Source organism: Pseudomonas sp. MPR-R2A5 (genome assembly GCF_058793055.1).
This window is the reverse complement of sequence record NZ_JBXAFK010000018.1, coordinates 98,320-115,778: the sequence shown is the minus strand read 5'-3', so window position 1 is coordinate 115,778 and position 17,459 is coordinate 98,320. Positions and strand designations below refer to the sequence as shown.

Below are 17,459 nucleotides of genomic sequence, written 5' to 3'. Positions count from 1 at the left end.
TCTGCTTCATCGGGAAACTCGGTGGGTGGGGTCGCGGTATTTTGCCAAATCAGAAAGTTTTTTTCAGAGTTTCCCTAATGCAACTATCTCAGGTCTAACGGCAATTGGTGGGGAGCTGAATATATGAGCGGATATGCAATCGAATACTGGCCTGATACCTCACACATCAAGACCTATCGAGGCGTCAATGATCAAGGCGATTTGCTGGACGGGGAGGTTTATTCAGAGACGGAGCCGGACATGCCGGTCCCAGATCCTAAATCTGAAAATTTGTCCGATCCTATTTAAGAGGGGTGCGCGATGATCTGGTACGGAAAGATTGATACGGCAGAGTCATTCCCGGTTCCGGATGACCAGCCGTGGCCCTACCCAGAAGGCTGGGTGCAAATGAATAGTGATCGGCCAGACATGGCGCCCGACTATGTGAGCCCTACACGGTTCGGTGCATGGTTCGCTAGATCGACCGGTGCATGGGAGTGGGTTGTCTATCCTGACCCGCCCTTCAACGTGGTCTACCACGAAGGCAAGCTGAAGAACGGCGACACTCTGGTTGAGATCGATATCGCCACGCTGCCTGGCAATATTGCTGCTCGTCTGACCGCGCTCGAAGCTGCTCTCTTGCCGCCAACGCCATAACCTTTATCGCAGAAGGCCGCCTTAGGGCGGCTTTTTTGCGCCTGGAGAAAGCTATGCCAATTACCGAGCAGCAGCTGCTGCTGATACTCCCGAACGCCGGCCGCCAAGCCGGCGTTTTTGTTCCTGTACTGAATACAGCCATGAGCAAGTACGGCATCGTTACCCCCATGCGCATTGCCGCGTTCATTGCACAGGTGGGCCATGAGTCAGGCCAGTTACGCTGGGTGCGCGAGATCTGGGGCCCCACGGCGCAACAGGCCGGGTATGAGGGCCGTGCCGACCTGGACAACACTGTGCAGGGTGATGGCTTCAAATACCGTGGGCGTGGCCTGATCCAGATCACCGGCCGGGCGAACTACACGGCGTGCGGTGAAGCGCTGGGCCTGGACCTGGTCAGCCAGCCCACACTACTGGAGCAGCCGCAGCACGCCGCAATGTCGGCTGCCTGGTTCTGGTCTACCCGTGGGTTGAACACCCTGGCGGATCAGGGCGAGCTCGTGAAGATCACCCGGCGCATCAATGGCGGGCTCAATGGCCAGGACGACCGCCAGGCGCTGTACGACAAGGCGCTGAAGGTGCTGGCATGACGCCGGTGCAGAAGCTGGTAGGCCTGATAGTTCTGATCCTGCTGGCGATGGCTTGTGCCGCCGGCGTGACCTGGCAGGTGCAGGACTGGCGCATGGGCAAGATGCTCTCCGAGCAGCTAGCGGAGCAGGGCTCCGCCCACCAGAAAGCATTGGACGCGATAACCGGCGAGGCCTGGCGGCAGCAGAAGGCAGAGCAGGACAAGCGCCTGGCCACCGAGCAGACCCTGGCCGCCTCCGACCAACAACACATTAAGGACTTATCCGATGCCCAACATGATCAGGCTCGCCTACGCGATCGCCTTGCCACTGCTGATCTGCGGCTGTCAGTCCTCATCGAGGATCCAGCCATTGGCTGCAACGTGCCAGCCGCCACCGGCGCCGTCGGCGTGGTTCATGCAGCCCGTCGAGCCCAACTTGACCCAGCGCATGCTCAACGAATTATCGCAATCACCGACTCCGGTGACCAAGGATTGATCGCTCTGCGGGCTTGCCAGGCATATGTCAGAACAATATCAAGGTAGCAAGGCGCTCATCTACCACCTGCTAATTCATCACAACTTGCTCTGTAGCTTGGCACGGGACTCGCTCACCGCCTCCTTGGTGATCTGGAACAGGTAGTCAAGCTCGGTCTCGCCGGTACGGGTGGCGCCCATCTTCTCGTGGAAGGAGATAACGCGGTCGTTACCCTTGCGAACGTCGAAGTGGCACTTCTGGAAGCCCAGCTCATCGAAGGCGAACTGGTAGACCAGGAATGCGCTTTCGATGGCGGCGTAGCGTGTCTTGTCCTCGTTGAGGATCCAGCTACCCCAGCAGAATGAATCGCCGACGAAGTCATAGACCCGGATGGTCCCGCACCGTACCCCATCCAGGCGCTCGATGATGAAGTAGAACTGCTGCTTATTGGCTTCGTCTTCTTTATAGCGGCGAATCCAGTCGACTTGGGCTTCGACATCGCCAGTCACTGCCGATAAGTGCTTGTTGTACTTTTCGTCTGTCCGAAGGCTCACGATGAACTCAGCATCGGATTCTTCTACCAGGCGCAGCTGTACAGTTTTGGATTTCAGGCTCATAGCTCACGTCCTTATGATTGGTTTGGGTACTTTATACCAAACGGTCGTTTTGATGGGATTGTGTTCGTTCAGCAGGACGCCGGTGAGGGTTGTAGCTCGTACCACTTTTCGTACCAATGGATGTTCCCTTGAGGGACTCTACGGGGCCTCAGAAGGCGCTGAAACCCCTTGTGTAGAGCCTATGGAATACTCCAGCTAATCCGCACATAAGTTCCTTACCGGTTTTTCCGTTGGGGAGGGGTAAATACTCAATGCGCCTAAAGGGCGCGTACCCAGAAACTGACACGCCCCTATGATTGGAGTTTTAGAACAATCTGTTATAAGGCCAAGAGCCTTGGCTGCTCCGGTGCGATCCTGCGCGGCGAGTGGCCCGTTACTGCGCAGAGGAGCCGCCCGTGCCGCGAATCAATGCGCGCAAGGCGAACCGATTCGGATGGCAGGCGTCGGCCACGCTTTTAGGCACCGGCAAGGGTTCATCGTCCAGCCATGCCGCCAACAGTTCCGCGCACAGGGGGGCGGTCACCAGCCCACGGGAGCCATGGCCGCTGTTGATATACAGGCCGTCGAGCCATGGGCAGGCGGCCTCGGGTACCTGTCGGGCGTCCTTGCGCAGTGCCGCATAGGCGTGGTCAAAGGCCGCGCGATCGGCCAGTGGCCCGACAATCGGCAGGTAGTCCGGGCTGGTGCAGCGAAACGCGGCGCGACCTTGCAGGTCCTCGCCGGCAAGGTGGTCGGCGCCCAGGCGGTGCAGCAGGTCGACGGATATTTCCCGCAGCATGTCCAGGTTGCCGACATGCTCGGCGACCGTGGGGGTCAGGTCATCGCTCTTGAAGTCGAAGCTGGCGCCCAGCGTGTGCTCCCCCAGGCGCGCCGGGGCCACATAGCCCTCGGCGCACACCACCGTGGCCAACGCCTGGCTCGCCGGGGTTTGCGCCAAGCGGGTGATTTGCCCGCGAATGCGCTTGAGGGGCAGGTCGGCGCTGAACGCGAAGTGCTTGATCTGCGCTGCGTTGGCCAGCACCACCACACTGGCGCTGGCCAGCAAGGTGTCGCCGGCCAGGGCGCGCCATTGACCGTCGACGCGTTGCAACTCAAGGGCTTCGTGATGCGTCAGCACGGTGATCAGAGGGTGCCGGGCTTGCCATTCGCATAACGCTGGCGGGTGCACCCAACCGCCTTCGGGGTAGAACAGCCCGCCATGCTCCAGCGCCACACCGGCACGAGCCTGGGCCTGGGCCTGATCGAGCCGATGCAGCAGGCCAGGGGCGAATGCGCCGGCCAACTGTGCCTGGCGCTCGGCTTCCTTGGCGTTGAAGGCCAGTTGAAGCACGCCGCAACCGTCCCAGTCGACGCCTCGGTGCAGGTGTTCCAACAGGCGTCGGGTATGGCCGAAACCGCTGAGGATCAACTGCGAAAGTGCCGTGCCGTGCGCTGACAGCTTGAGGTAAAGCACGCCTTGCGGGTTGCCCGAGGCTTCCTGCGCCAGGCCCGCATGTCGTTCCAGCAGCTTGACGCGCCAGCCGCGTGCCGCGAGGCTGGCTGCCGTAGCGCAGCCGGCCAGGCCACCCCCGATCACCAGGGCGCTGCGCTCACCGTGCAGCGGCGTTGGACGGGCGAACCACGGTTTGTCCGGGGGCGGCGGCGGGGTGTCGGCCGGCCACCCAAGGTATTCACCCCGCAGGATCTCCCATTTGTGGCCAATACCCGGCGTGCGTTTCATCTTGAACCCGGCGGCATTGATCAGCCGCCGCACCCAACCGGTGCTGGTAAACGTGCTGATGGTCGCTCCAGGGGCCGCCAGGCGTGCCAGTTCGGCGAACAGCTCGGCGGTCCACATGTCGGGGTTTTTGGCGGGGGCGAAGCCATCGAGAAACCACGCGTCGACCTGCGCATCCAGTTGCGGCAATTGCTCCAGGGCGTCACCGATCAACAGCGTCAAGGTCACACGGCCGTTGGCCAGCACCAGGCGCTGGAAACCTTGGTGGATCGCGACGTACTGCGCCAGCAAGGATTCGGCGAAGGGGTGCAGCTCGGGCCACAGGGCGAGTGCGCGTTGCAGGTCGGCGTGGCTCAGCGGGTATTTCTCAACGCTGACAAAGTGCAAGCGCGCACCGGCTACGGCCTGCTGTTCAAACAACTGCCAGGCGCAGAGAAAATTCAGGCCAGTGCCGAAACCGGTCTCGCCGATCACCAGGCATCCATTCACCGGCAAGGCAGCAAAACGCTCCTGCAGACGGTTCTGTTCGAGGAACACATAACGGGTTTCTTCCAGGCCCGATTTGTCGGAAAAGTACACGTCGTCGAATACCCGTGAGTGCGGGCGGCCTTGGTCATCCCAGTCGAGCTGGGCGTGGGTTACGGGGTTCATGGGCGACTCGGCAAAGGCAAGACCGCCATTCTAGCCGATCAACAGCCTTTGAATTGACCCACGGCAAGCGCACGTGGAATTTCCTCCCGCATGGCGCTGCCCAATCCGCTAGTCTTGATCCATCTTGAAACGGAGCAGCCTATGTTCGAATCCGCCGAAATCGGTCACGCCATCGACAAAGACACCTACGACACCGAGGTGCCCGCCCTGCGCGAAGCCTTGCTCGAAGTGCAATACGAGTTGCAGCAGCAGAAGCGTTTTCCGGTGATCATCCTGATCAACGGGGTTGAAGGTGCGGGTAAGGGCGAGACGGTCAAGCTGCTCAATGAATGGATGGACCCGCGCCTGATCGAAGTGCGCACCTTCGACCAGCAGACCGACGAGGAACTGGCGCGCCCCCCGGCCTGGCGCTACTGGCGCCAACTGCCCGCCAAGGGCCGCATGGGCGTGTTTTTTGGCAATTGGTACAGCCAGATGCTGCAAAGCCGCGTGCATGGCGAGATCAAGGATGCGCGGCTCGACCAGGCCATCGCCGGTGCCGAGCGTCTGGAGAAGATGTTCTGCGATGAGGGCGCGGTGATCTTCAAGTTCTGGTTCCACCTGTCCAAGAAACAGATGAAGGCGCGACTCAAGGCCCTGGCCGATGACCCGCTGCACAGCTGGCGCATCAGCCCGCTGGACTGGCAGCAATCGCAGACCTACGACAAGTTCGTGCATTTTGGCGAGCGCGTGCTGCGCCGCACCAGCCGTGACTATGCGCCGTGGCATGTGATCGAAGGTGTCGACCCCTATTACCGTGGCCTGACCGTGGGCAAGATCCTGCTCGAAGGCCTGCAAAACGCCTTGAAGCAAGCCAGGGGCAAGGCCAGCGGCATGAACCCGGCGCCTTTGCCTGCCGCGGTGGACCAGGTGAGCCTGCTGAACAGCCTCGACATGACCTTGAGCCTGGACAAGGACGATTACGAAGAACAACTGATTACCGAGCAGGCGCGCCTCTCTGGCCTGATGCGCGACAAACGCATGCGCAAGCACGCCCTGGTCACGGTGTTCGAAGGCAACGATGCCGCCGGGAAGGGGGGGGCGATCCGCCGTGTCGCCGCGGCCCTCGACCCGCGCCAGTACCGCATCATCCCGATCGCTGCCCCCACTGAAGACGAACGGGCTCAACCTTACCTCTGGCGTTTCTGGCGGCAGATCCCGGCACGCGGCATGTTCACGGTATTCGACCGGTCGTGGTATGGCCGAGTGCTGGTGGAGCGCATCGAAGGCTTCTGCACCCCGGCCGACTGGTTGCGTGCCTATGGCGAGATCAACGACTTCGAGGAGCAACTGCGCGATGCGGGGGTGATTGTGGTCAAGTTCTGGCTGGCTATCGATAAGCAGACCCAACTGGAGCGTTTCCAGGCCCGTGAGGCGATCCCGTTCAAGCGCTTCAAGATCACCGAGGACGACTGGCGCAACCGCGACAAGTGGGACGACTACCGCGCGGCGGTGGGCGATATGGTCGACCGCACCAGCACTGAGGTCTCGCCGTGGACCCTGGTGGAGGCCAATGACAAGCGTTGGGCGCGGGTCAAGGTGCTACGCACCATCAACCTGGCCTTGGAAGAAGCGTTCGCCAAGTCCGACAAGCACGATAAAAAGAAAAAGAAATAAGTGGCTGGGTAACTGACTCGTGGCGAGCGGGGCTGTTGCGAGGGAGAGGGCTTGAAGTGGCCGGAGGGCTTGAAGTGGTTAGAGGGCTTGTTGTGGCGAGCGGGCTTGCCCCGCGTTGGGGCGCGAAGCGGCCCTGACCCAGACGCCGCGTTTCTCCAGGCAGAACTCATTGGCTGGTTTTGGGGCCGCTTCGCAGCCCAACGCGGGGCAAGCCCGCTCGCCACAACAAGCCCGCTCGCCACACAAGCCCTCTGACCACAACAGGCCGACTCACCACCGATTTATGTTCGTCACCATGTTTTTGCATACGCCGGGTGAATGATCGTCGCAGTGGGAGAGGACTGGACTTATTCTCGATCCAACAACCACAAGATCGAGGTAGCCCATGCGTGAAGTAGTGATCGTCGACAGTGTGCGAACCGGCCTGGCCAAATCCTTTCGCGGCAAGTTCAACCAGACCCGCCCGGATGACATGGCGGCCCATTGCGTCAACGCGCTGCTGGCCCGCAACGGCATCGACCCGGCCACGGTGGAGGATTGCATCGTCGGCGCCGGCTCCAACGAGGGCGCCCAGGGCTACAACATCGGGCGCAACGTGGCGGTGCTTTCGCAATTGGGTACCGGCACGGCAGGGATGACGCTCAACCGCTTCTGTTCGTCGGGCCTGCAGGCGATCGCCATCGCCGCCAACCAGATCGCCTCGGGGTGCAGCGATATCATCGTGGCGGGCGGTGTCGAGTCGATCAGCCTGACCATGAAAAGCGTCAACACCGATAACCTCATCAACCCGCTGCTCAAGGCGCAGGTGCCGGGCATCTACTTCCCCATGGGCCAGACCGCTGAAATCGTCGCGCGCCGCTACAACGTGAGCCGCGAAGACCAGGACCTCTACGCCTTGCAAAGTCAGCAGCGCACGGCCCAGGCCCAGACCGATGGCCTGTTTGACGATGAAATCGTGGCGATGGCGGTCAAGTACAGGGTCGAGGACAAGAACACTGGCGCGGTACAAATCCTCGACGGCGTCGTAGATCGCGATGACTGCAACCGCCCGGACACCACGTTGGCCAGCCTGTCTGGGTTGAAGCCGGTGTTTGCCGAAGACGGCTCGGTGACGGCGGGTAACTCGTCGCAGCTCTCCGATGGCGCCTCGATGACGCTGGTGATGAGCCTGGAGAAAGCCCTGGAACTGGGGCTCAAGCCCAAGGCGTTTTTCCGCGGTTTCACCGTGGCAGGTTGCGAGCCGGATGAGATGGGCATCGGCCCGGTGTTCTCGGTGCCCAAGCTGCTCAAGGCGCGAGGCCTGCAGGTGGCGGACATCGACCTGTGGGAACTCAACGAAGCCTTCGCTTCCCAATGCCTGTACGCGCGTAATCGCCTGGAAATTGATAACGACAAATACAACGTCAACGGCGGCTCGATCTCCATTGGCCACCCGTTCGGCATGACCGGCTCGCGCCAGGTCGGGCACCTGGTGCGTGAGCTGCAGCGGCGCAATTTGCGTTATGGCATCGTCACCATGTGCGTGGGCGGCGGCATGGGCGCCACGGGACTGTTCGAAGCCGTGCGCTGATAAGTGTGGGAGGGGGCAAGTCGAATCGTCGCACCGCCCCCTCCCACAGGTATGCAGCGCCATATCCCAATGCGTCCACTTGCCCCTAGAATAGCCGCTCCTCCACCTCTGGCATTTTCTGGGGCACTCATGCACATCTCTTCCGGCCGCTGGGTCTACGGTTTTTTCCTGACCCTGCTGACCGCGCTGCTCTGGGGCATTCTGCCGATCAAGCTCAAGCAAGTGTTGCAGGTGATGGACCCGATCACCGTCACCTGGTTTCGCCTGATGGTGGCCGGCAGTTGCCTCTTCGTGTACCTCGCCGCGACCAAGCGCCTGCCCAGTCGTAAAGTGCTCGGCCCCAAGGGCGGCTGGCTGGTGGCGATGGCCGTGTGCGGTCTGGTGGGCAACTACGTGTTGTACCTGGTGGGCCTGAAACTGCTCAGCCCCGGCACCGCGCAGTTGGTGGTGCAGATGGGGCCGATCTTCCTGATGATCGCCAGCGTGTTTGTGTTCAAGGAACGTTTCAGCGTGGGTCAGAGCGTGGGCCTGGTGGTGCTGATCGTCGGCTTCGGTCTGTTCTTCAACCAACGCCTGGAGGAACTGCTGACGTCCCTCGGCGCTTATACCGCCGGTGTGCTGACGATCCTGCTCGCCACGTCGATCTGGGTGTTCTACGCCTTGGGCCAGAAGCAGTTGCTGACCGTCTGGAATTCGCTGCAAGTGATGATGGTGATCTACCTGTCGTGCGCCGTGCTGCTGACGCCTTGGGCGCATCCGCTGGAGGCCCTGCAACTGAGCCCGCTGCAAGGCTGGCTGTTGCTGGCGTGTTGCATGAACACACTGGTGGCCTACGGCGCATTTGCCGAAGCCCTGGCCCACTGGGAAGCCTCGCGGGTGAGTGCAACCCTGGCACTGACGCCGTTGGTGACCTTTGTCGCGGTGGCGTTGGCGGCGTGGCTGTGGCCCAACTATGTGCAGGCCGAAGAGATCAATGCCTTGGGCTATTTCGGCGCGTTGGTGGTGGTCATGGGGTCGGCGGCGGTTGCGCTGGCGCCGTCGTTGCTCGCCGGGCTCAAGGCCCGGCGGCTACGCATGGCGTCTTAGGCGCCCAGCATGTTTTCCGGGCGTACCCACTGGTCGAACTCTGCGTCGGTGAGGTAGCCCAGGTCCAGCGCCGCTTCCCGAAGGGTCAATCCTTCGGCGTAGGCCTTCTTGGCGATCTCTGCTGACTTGTCATAGCCGATGTGCGGGTTGAGCGCCGTGACCAGCATCAGCCCGCGCTCCAGGTGCTCGGCCATTTGTTCGGCGTCGGGCTCCAGGCCGGCGATGCAGTGCTCCTGGAAGTTATTGCAGCCGTCGGCCAACAGGCGGATCGATTCCAGCAGGTTGTGGATGATCACCGGCTTGTACACGTTCAACTGCAAATGCCCTTGGCTCGCCGCGATGCCGATGGTCACGTCATTGCCCAGTACTTGGCAGGCCAGCATGGACAGCGCTTCGCACTGGGTCGGGTTGACCTTGCCGGGCATGATCGAGCTGCCCGGTTCGTTGGCTGGCAGTTTGACTTCCGCCAGCCCGGCGCGGGGGCCGGAGCCGAGCAGGCGCAGGTCGTTGGCGATTTTCATCAGGGCCACGGCCAGGGTTTTCAGCGCACCGTGCAAGGTCACCAGGGGTTCGTGTCCGGAGAGGGCGGCGAATTTGTTGGGGGCGGTTACGAACGGTAAGCCCGACAGCGCCGCCAGCTCGGCGGCAATCGCTTCGCCAAAGCCATGGGGCGAGTTGAGCCCGGTGCCCACGGCCGTGCCGCCCTGGGCCAGCTCGCAGACCTGGGGCAGGGCACTGCGGATCGCGCGCTCGGCGTAATCAAGCTGGGCGATAAACGCCGAGAGTTCCTGGCCAAAGGTGATCGGCGTGGCATCCATCATATGAGTGCGACCGGTCTTCACCAGCTTCATATGCCGTGCCGACAGTTCCGCCAGGCCGCCGGACAGGTGGGTGATCGCCGGCAGCAATTGCTGGTTGACCGCCTGAACCGCCGCGATGCTCATGGCGGTGGGGAAGCAGTCGTTGGAACTCTGGGAGCGGTTGACGTGATCGTTGGGGTGTACGGGGCTCTTGCCGCCACGGGTCTTGCCCGACAGCTCGTTGGCGCGGCTGGCGATCACTTCGTTGGCGTTCATGTTGCTTTGGGTGCCGCTGCCGGTTTGCCACACCACCAAGGGGAATTGGTCGTCATGTTGGCCGGCCAGTACTTCGTCGGCGGCTTGTTCGATCAAGCGGGCGATATCGGCGGGCAGGTCGCCATTGCGGTCGTTGACCCGGGCAGCGGCCTTCTTGATCAAGGCCAGGGCGTGCAGGACCGCCAGGGGCATGCGCTGTTCGCCGATAGCGAAGTTCACCAGCGAACGTTGGGTCTGGGCGCCCCAGTAAGCGTCATCCGGGACTTGGACTTCTCCCAGGCTGTCGGTTTCGATACGGCTCATCGGGCACACTCCTTCAGGTTCGTTTGCGCAGTTTAGGCTGTGATCGGCCCGGGGGGTTCCCTAAAAGACTTTTCATCGGATTCACTCACGGCAATCCGCGCCCGCTAAGGCTCGGGGTTGAGCCGGGGCGTTTTTTAGGCGCAGAATGGGCGCCCTTGGGGTCTTACCTCGCCTGCTAGAAAAGGAAACTCGATGACTCGTCTTCGTGCCATCTGTACCGCGGTTGCTCTGGTTTGCGCCAGCGGCCAGGTTTTTGCCGATACCGCCAGCCACAACGCCAGTGCCGAAGCCTTCCTTACCCTGGCCCACGCTGACAAGCTGGGGACCCCGGTGTACATGCAAGTGCAGCAAATGTTCGCCCAGCGTTTCGAACAGACCAAGGCGCCTGCCGCCAAACAGTCCGTACTGGACAGCTACCAGGCCAAGGCCAATGCTGCCCTGGACCAAGCCATCGGCTGGCCGAAACTGAAGCCGGACATGGTCAAGCTCTACACCAGCAACTTCAGCGAATCCGAGCTCAAGGACCTGGTTGCGTTCTACCAGTCGCCACTGGGCAAGAAAGTCCTGGAGAAAATGCCGCAGCTGACCCAGCAATCGGCCCAGATGACCCAGGCCAAACTGGAAAGCGCCGTGCCGGTGGTGAACAAGCTGTTGGAAGACATGACCAACGAGCTGACGCCTAAAGCCGCCGCACCGGCCAAGAAGAAGTAAGCAGGAATGACCATGCAACAGCGTATCGAAACGGCACTTGCCGCCCTGGCCCCGGAGCACTTGAGCGTGCTGGACGAAAGCCATATGCACAGCCGTGGGTTGCAGACCCACTTCAAGGCCGTGCTGGTCAGCCAGCAGTTCGAGGGGCTCAACCGCGTCAAGCGCCACCAGAAGGTCTACGCCACCCTGGGTGACCTGATGAGCGAGTTTCATGCGCTGGCGCTGCATACCTACACGCCCGCAGAGTGGGCGAAAATCGACGCAGCCCCGGCCTCGCCGACCTGCGCCGGCGGCCATGGCTGATGACCGGGTGTCTCTGACACCTCGCATTTGCTAGAATCCGCAACGCGCCGCTTAGCCGGCGCGTTTTTTTTGCATCCGGTTCACCCCTTACGAGGGTAGCCACCTGGAGAGAACACCCATGACTCAACCGATTGTCGTGGCGGCACTGTATAAGTTCGTCACCCTCGAAGATTACGTTGCGCTGCGCGAGCCCCTGCTGCAGGCGATGGTCGACAATGGCATCAAAGGCACCTTGCTGATCGCCGAAGAAGGCATCAACGGTACCGTTTCCGGCAGCCGCGAAGGCATTGACGGCCTGATGGCCTGGCTCAAGAACGACCCGCGCATGGACGACATCGACCATAAAGAGTCGTACTGCGACGAGCAGCCGTTCTACCGCACCAAGGTCAAGCTCAAGAAAGAGATCGTGACCCTGGGCGTCGAAGGCGTCGACCCGAACAAGAAGGTCGGCACCTACGTCGATCCGCAGGACTGGAACGCGCTGATCAGCGACCCCGAAGTGTTGTTGATCGACACCCGTAACGACTACGAAGTGTCCATCGGCACTTTTGAAGGCGCGATAGACCCGAAAACCACCAGTTTTCGCGAATTTCCCGACTATATCAAAGCCAACTTCGACCCGGCCAAGCACAAGAAGGTCGCCATGTTCTGCACCGGCGGCATTCGTTGCGAAAAGGCCTCGAGCTACATGCTCAGTGAAGGCTTCGATGAGGTCTACCACCTCAAGGGCGGCATCCTGAAGTACCTCGAAGAGGTGCCGCAGGCAGAGACCAAATGGCAGGGCGACTGCTTTGTGTTCGACAATCGCGTCACCGTGCGCCACGACTTGAGCGAAGGCGACTACGATCAATGTCATGCCTGCCGCACACCGGTGAGCGTGCAAGACCGCGCATCCGAGCACTATGTGGCGGGCATCAGTTGCCCACATTGCTGGGATAAGCTGCCGGAGAAAACCCGTCGCAGCGCGATCGACCGGCAAAAGCAGATTGAGTTGGCCAAGGCCCGCAATATGCCGCACCCGATCGGCTTCAACTACAAGCAAACTCCTTCCGAGGCCTGAGCCATGTCCGCGCGCCTGCTCTATGTAATGGATCCTATGTGTTCCTGGTGCTGGGGCTTTGCCCCGGTGGCGCAGGCGCTGGTTGAGCAGGCCCAGGCGGCCGGCGTGGAGCTGCACCTGGTGGTGGGCGGCTTGCGCACCGGCAGCGGCGCGGCGCTGGAGCCGACGACCCGGCGCTATATCCTGGAACACTGGCAGGCGGTCACCGACGCCACCGGGCAGACGTTCACGTTCGAAGGCGCGCTGCCCGACGGTTTTGTCTACGACACGGAGCCGGCGTGCCGTGCAATTGTCACTGCGCGCAGCCTGGCGCCGGATTGCGCGTGGAAACTGCTGGGCCTGATCCAGCATGCATTTTATGTCGAGGGGCGCGATGTGACCCTCGCCAGTGTGCTGGTGGAACTGGCCGAGGAGGCCGGTATCCCGCGTATCGAGTTTGCCGGCGCTTTTGACCGCGCCGAGCAGCATGCCGCTACCGCCGCCGATTTCACCTGGGTACAGGACCTGGGGATCGCCGGTTTCCCGACGCTGCTGGCCGAGCGCAATGGCCAGTTGGCGTTGCTGACCAATGGCTACCAGCCGCTCTCCGAGCTGTCGCCTCTGCTCGCCCGATGGCTGGAGCGAGCTGCCTGTGCATGATCAGCCCGACCTAACGCCCACCCCTCGTGTCGACCGCTTGACCTGGGCGGAGATCCGCCGCCTGGCCCTGCGTCACAAGAAATCCCTGTGGATCGCCAACGGTGTCGCCGTCCTGGCGACCCTGTGCAGCGTGCCTATTCCGCTGCTGTTGCCGCTGTTGGTCGACGAAGTGCTGTTGGGCCACGGCGATGCCGCGCTCAAGGTGATGAACCACGCGTTGCCCCTGGGTTGGCAAAAGGCCGCTGGGTATATCGGCTTGATGCTGCTGGTGACCTTGGCCCTGCGCTGTGGTGCGCTGGTATTCAACGTGGTGCAGGCGCGTTTGTTTGCCCGGCTGGCCAAGGACATCGTCTACCGCATCCGCGTGCGCCTGATCGAACGGCTCAAGCGTATTTCCCTGGGGGAATACGAAAGCCTGGGCAGCGGCACGGTCACCACGCACCTGGTCACCGACCTGGATACGCTGGACAAGTTCGTCGGCGAAACCCTCAGCCGTTTCCTGGTGGCGATGCTCACCCTGGTGGGCACGTCGGCCATCCTGGTGTGGATGCATTGGCAACTGGCGCTGCTGATCCTGTTGTTCAACCCGCTGGTGATCTACGCCACGGTGCAGCTGGGCAAGCGCGTCAAACACCTGAAGAAACTGGAAAATGACAGCACCTCGCGCTTTACCCAGGCGCTGACCGAAACCCTCGATGCCATTCAGGAAGTGCGCGCCGGTAACCGCCAGGGCTTTTTCCTCGGGCGCCTCGGCCAGCGTGCCCAGGAAGTGCGGGACTACGCCATCCACTCCCAGTGGAAAACCGACGCCTCCAGCCGCGCCAGTGGCTTGCTGTTCCAATTCGGCATCGACATCTTCCGTGCGGCAGCGATGCTGACGGTGCTGTTCTCCGACCTCTCCATCGGCCAGATGCTCGCGGTATTCAGCTACCTGTGGTTCATGATCGGTCCGGTGGAGCAGTTATTGAACCTGCAATACGCCTACTACGCGGCGGGCGGGGCGCTGACGCGGATCAACGAACTGCTGGCACGCGCCGATGAGCCGCAATATGCCGGCGGCCAAGACCCGTTTGCCGGGCGCGAGACGGTCGGCCTTGAAGTGCGCGGCCTCACGTTCGGGTATGGCGAAGAACGGGTGCTCGATCAATTGAACCTGGCCATCGAGCCGGGGGAGAAGGTGGCAATCGTCGGCGCCAGTGGCGGCGGCAAAAGTACTCTGGTGCAACTGCTGCTGGGGCTCTACACGCCGCAAGCTGGCAGCATTCGTTTTGGCGGCGCCACCCAGCAGGAAATCGGCCTGGAGACCATTCGCGAGAACGTCGCGGTGGTGTTGCAACACCCGGCGCTGTTCAACGATACCGTGCGGGCCAACTTGACGATGGGGCGCAGCCGCACGGACCAGGCGTGCTGGCAGGCCCTTGAAATCGCCCAGTTGGATGCGACCGTCAAGGCGCTGCCCATGGGGTTGGATAGTATCGTCGGTCGCTCAGGCGTGCGCTTCTCCGGCGGGCAGCGGCAACGCCTGGCGATTGCGCGCATGGTGTTGGCCGAGCCGAAAGTGGTGATCCTGGATGAAGCCACCTCCGCCCTGGACGCCGCCACCGAGTACAACCTGCACCAGGCGTTGGCGCGGTTTCTCAGTGGCCGTACTACACTGATCATTGCCCACCGGTTGTCAGCAGTGAAGCAGGCAGACCGGGTGTTGGTGTTCGATGGTGGGCATATCGCCGAAGATGGCGACCATCAGCAACTGATCGCCGACGGCGGCCTGTACGCCAAACTTTACGGGCACCTGCAACAAGTGCGTTGATTTAGCCTACGCTGTGCTATCAGGAGCGGATGTTCGCGTGCGTTTTCAGCTGTGCATGTGCAAGGGACTTCATGAAGCAAAAGCGGACTCTCGGAACGCCACGGTTGTTGGGCATTGTCTGGCCATTTATCGCCGTCGTGCTGTTCCAGGCATTGTTGGGCAGTGTCAGTCTCTACGTACTCTCGGCCGTGCGTGGTTATGTGGCCGGCGAAAGCCTGTGGTCAAAAGGCCAGAAGGACGCCATCTACTACCTGACCCTGTACGCCGACAATCGTGACGAAGCCACCTTCCTCAAATACCAGCAGGCCATCGCCGTGCCCCAGGGCGGGCATGAGCTGCGTATCGCCCTGGACCGGCCCATACCCGATCTCTCCGCCGCACGCCTGGGGATCCTCAAGGGGGGCAACCATCCGGATGACGTCTCCAGCCTGATCTGGTTGTACCTCAACTTTCGCCATTTCAGTTACCTGGAAAAAGCCATCGAGTTGTGGACCGTGGGGGATGGCTACCTGGTGCAACTGGATGACCTGGCCCAAACGATGCACCGCGCAATCACCACCCACCAGGTCAGCGGCGACGCTGTGCGGCAATGGAAAGCCCAGATCTTTGCCATCAACGACGGCGTGACGCCGGCGGCCAAGGCGTTCAGTGATGCCCTGGGCGAAGGTTCGCGATTTATCCTGCGGCTGTTGATGATTACCAACCTGGCCACGGCCCTGGGCCTGATCGCCCTGGCTTTGCTGCGCACCCATAAGTTACTGCGCCAGCGTCATGCGTTCGCCGATGCCCTGGAATTGGAAAAGGAGCGGGCGCAGATCACCCTGGAATCGATCGGGGACGGGGTGATCACCACTGATGTCAATGGTGCCATTGCCTACATGAACCCGGCGGCCGAGGCGCTGACCCACTGGAAATCGTCCCAGGCCCAGGGCCTGCCCCTGGCTTCGCTGTTCAATTTGCTGGATGAAGATGCCCAGCCCGATGGATTTACCCTGATCGAGCACATCACCAAAGGCCAGCTCAGCGGTGGCAGTGAACACTCCAAAACCATTCAGCGCCTGGACGGCAGCACGGTCTCGGTGACCCTGGTGGGCGCGCCGATCCGTAGCGCCGGCAAGGTCAGCGGGGCGGTGCTGGTGCTGCACGACATGACTCAGGAGCGCCAGTACATTGCCAATCTGTCGTGGCAAGCCACCCACGATGCCCTGACCGGCCTGGCCAACCGCCGCGAATTCGAATTCCGCCTGGAGCAGGTGTTGCAACAGGCCGCGCGCCAGCAAAGTGGGCGCCACGCCTTGATGTTCCTCGACCTGGACCAGTTCAAGCTGGTCAACGATACCTGCGGGCATGCGGCAGGCGACGAACTGCTGCGCCACATCTGCGCCTTGTTGCAATCGGACCTGCGGGAGGGTGACACGCTGGCGCGACTGGGCGGCGATGAGTTCGGTATTTTGCTGGAGAACTGCCCGGCGCCGGTGGCGGAAAAAATCGCCGAAAGCCTGCGCCATACCGTGCAAAGCCTGCATTTTGTGTGGAAGGGGCGGCCGTTCATGACCACGGTCAGCATTGGCCTGGTGCACCTCTCACACGCGCCGACCACCTTGGAGACATCGCTGCGGGCCGCCGATATGGCGTGCTACATGGCCAAGGAAAAGGGCCGCAACCGCGTGCAGGTCTACCATGCCGATGACTCTGAGCTGTCCTTGCGTTTCGGCGAGATGGCCTGGGTGCAGCGCCTGCACATGGCCCTGGAAGAAAACCGTTTCTGCCTGTATGCCCAGGAAATCGCAGCCTTGGGCCATACCGACCCCGGTAACGGACATATCGAAGTCCTCCTGCGCCTGCATGATGAGGCCGGTCGGATCATTCTGCCGGACAGCTTTATCCCGGCAGCCGAACGTTACGGCCTGATGACCTCGCTGGATCGCTGGGTGGTTGAGAACGTGTTCAAGATCATCGCCCGCTGCATGCATGAGCGTCCGGGCCAGCCCATGGCCATGTGTGCGATTAATCTGTCGGGAATAACCATTGGCGATGACGATTTCCTAGGGTTTCTACGTGACAAATTCGCGGCTTACAGCATTCCTGCGGAAATGATTTGTTTTGAAATAACTGAGACCAGCGCTATTGCCAATTTGGGTAGTGCAATTCGCTTTATTAATGAACTCAAAGCGTTAGGTTGCCATTTTTCACTCGACGACTTTTGTGCCGGAATGTCCTCATTCGCTTATCTGAAACATTTACCTGTAGACTTCCTGAAGATCGATGGAAGTTTCGTAAAGGATATGCTGGACGACCCGATTAACCGCGCCATGGTCGAAGTGATCAATCACATCGGCCACGTCATGGGTAAGCGCACAATTGCCGAGTTTGTTGAAACACCGCTCATTGAACAGGCGTTACTCGAGATTGGTGTGGATTACGCTCAGGGCTACGTGATTGAACGCCCGCAGTTGTTTACCCCTGATAGCTTGCAGTGTCGACCTGTGCGGCCGCAGCCCCTGTTATTCAAGGCGCCCGGCACATTCCGCTGAAACATTTGCTGGTCTGTACAATCACACTTAAAAAGGAGCCTTACAGTGAT

At 61.4% G+C, this 17,459-nt stretch carries 15 protein-coding genes; 12 read left to right on the top strand and 3 right to left on the bottom strand.

What is annotated here, in order from left to right:
- The first annotated feature begins 300 nt into the window (after window positions 1-300).
- From AC1Q6I_RS15030 to AC1Q6I_RS15020, 3 genes are read left to right on the top strand one after another with little or no spacing between them, the layout of a single operon-like run.
- Window positions 301-636: a hypothetical protein gene (locus AC1Q6I_RS15030; RefSeq protein WP_102623597.1), complete on the top strand. Its 336-nt coding sequence runs from the start codon at window positions 301-303 to the stop codon at window positions 634-636.
- Window positions 637-689: 53 nt separating this feature from the next.
- Window positions 690-1,223: a glycoside hydrolase family 19 protein gene (locus tag AC1Q6I_RS15025; protein WP_102623598.1), complete on the top strand. Its 534-nt coding sequence runs from the start codon at window positions 690-692 to the stop codon at window positions 1,221-1,223.
- Complete coding sequence (locus tag AC1Q6I_RS15020; protein ID WP_102623599.1) at window positions 1,220-1,744, top strand: lysis system i-spanin subunit Rz; 525 nt, start codon at window positions 1,220-1,222, stop codon at window positions 1,742-1,744. The genes AC1Q6I_RS15025 and AC1Q6I_RS15020 overlap by 4 nt, the downstream gene beginning before the upstream one ends.
- A gap of 30 nt (window positions 1,745-1,774) precedes the next feature.
- On the opposite strand, the gene AC1Q6I_RS15015 is transcribed toward AC1Q6I_RS15020, so the two are convergent.
- Together AC1Q6I_RS15015 and mnmC are read right to left on the bottom strand one after the other, a co-directional pair.
- Window positions 1,775-2,293, bottom strand: a complete 519-nt coding sequence (locus AC1Q6I_RS15015; protein WP_102623600.1) for a GNAT family N-acetyltransferase — start codon at window positions 2,291-2,293, stop codon at window positions 1,775-1,777.
- Window positions 2,294-2,666: 373 nt separating this feature from the next.
- A complete protein-coding gene (gene mnmC / locus AC1Q6I_RS15010; RefSeq protein WP_102623601.1) occupies window positions 2,667-4,661 on the bottom strand; it encodes a bifunctional tRNA (5-methylaminomethyl-2-thiouridine)(34)-methyltransferase MnmC2/FAD-dependent 5-carboxymethylaminomethyl-2-thiouridine(34) oxidoreductase MnmC1 in 1,995 nt (664 codons plus the stop codon).
- Window positions 4,662-4,802: 141 nt separating this feature from the next.
- Here mnmC and pap point away from each other — a divergent pair, with 141 nt between their 5' ends.
- The 3 genes from pap to AC1Q6I_RS14995 all read left to right on the top strand — a co-directional run bounded on the left by pap (window position 4,803) and on the right by AC1Q6I_RS14995 (window position 8,973).
- Window positions 4,803-6,317, top strand: coding sequence for a polyphosphate:AMP phosphotransferase (gene pap / locus AC1Q6I_RS15005; protein WP_024076612.1), 1,515 nt, complete (start codon window positions 4,803-4,805; stop codon window positions 6,315-6,317).
- 385 nt (window positions 6,318-6,702) lie between these two features.
- Complete coding sequence (locus tag AC1Q6I_RS15000) at window positions 6,703-7,887, top strand: thiolase family protein (RefSeq protein WP_069076146.1); 1,185 nt, start codon at window positions 6,703-6,705, stop codon at window positions 7,885-7,887.
- Between the two features lie 129 nt (window positions 7,888-8,016).
- Window positions 8,017-8,973 (top strand): DMT family transporter, encoded by a 957-nt coding sequence (locus AC1Q6I_RS14995; RefSeq protein ID WP_024076610.1) that lies wholly within the window; start codon window positions 8,017-8,019, stop codon window positions 8,971-8,973.
- Here the strand turns inward: AC1Q6I_RS14995 and AC1Q6I_RS14990 are convergent.
- The gene (locus AC1Q6I_RS14990) at window positions 8,970-10,352 is read right to left on the bottom strand and encodes a class II fumarate hydratase (protein WP_102623603.1); all 1,383 of its coding nucleotides are present in this window, start codon (window positions 10,350-10,352) and stop codon (window positions 8,970-8,972) included. The genes AC1Q6I_RS14995 and AC1Q6I_RS14990 overlap by 4 nt on opposite strands.
- A 192-nt stretch (window positions 10,353-10,544) precedes the next feature.
- On the opposite strand from AC1Q6I_RS14990, the gene AC1Q6I_RS14985 reads away from it, so the two are divergent.
- The 6 genes from AC1Q6I_RS14985 (at window position 10,545) to AC1Q6I_RS14960 (ending at window position 17,409) form a co-directional block, all read left to right on the top strand.
- Window positions 10,545-11,063: a DUF2059 domain-containing protein gene (locus AC1Q6I_RS14985; protein WP_010567461.1), complete on the top strand. Its 519-nt coding sequence runs from the start codon at window positions 10,545-10,547 to the stop codon at window positions 11,061-11,063.
- A gap of 6 nt (window positions 11,064-11,069) precedes the next feature.
- Complete coding sequence (locus tag AC1Q6I_RS14980) at window positions 11,070-11,366, top strand: BolA family protein (RefSeq protein ID WP_024076608.1); 297 nt, start codon at window positions 11,070-11,072, stop codon at window positions 11,364-11,366.
- A 118-nt stretch (window positions 11,367-11,484) separates the two neighbouring features.
- Complete coding sequence (gene trhO / locus AC1Q6I_RS14975; RefSeq protein WP_024076607.1) at window positions 11,485-12,426, top strand: oxygen-dependent tRNA uridine(34) hydroxylase TrhO; 942 nt, start codon at window positions 11,485-11,487, stop codon at window positions 12,424-12,426.
- A 3-nt stretch (window positions 12,427-12,429) separates the two neighbouring features.
- Window positions 12,430-13,065 carry a DsbA family protein gene (locus tag AC1Q6I_RS14970; RefSeq protein WP_024076606.1) on the top strand — a complete coding sequence of 212 codons (636 nt, stop codon included), beginning with the start codon at window positions 12,430-12,432 and terminating at the stop codon, window positions 13,063-13,065.
- Entirely contained in the window at window positions 13,058-14,875 is a 1,818-nt protein-coding gene (locus tag AC1Q6I_RS14965; RefSeq protein ID WP_069076148.1) for an ABC transporter ATP-binding protein, read from the top strand. Before AC1Q6I_RS14970 ends, AC1Q6I_RS14965 begins: the two co-directional genes overlap by 8 nt.
- A 71-nt stretch (window positions 14,876-14,946) precedes the next feature.
- Window positions 14,947-17,409 carry an EAL domain-containing protein gene (locus AC1Q6I_RS14960; RefSeq protein WP_024076604.1) on the top strand — a complete coding sequence of 821 codons (2,463 nt, stop codon included), beginning with the start codon at window positions 14,947-14,949 and terminating at the stop codon, window positions 17,407-17,409.
- The last annotated feature ends 50 nt before the right edge of the window (window positions 17,410-17,459 follow it).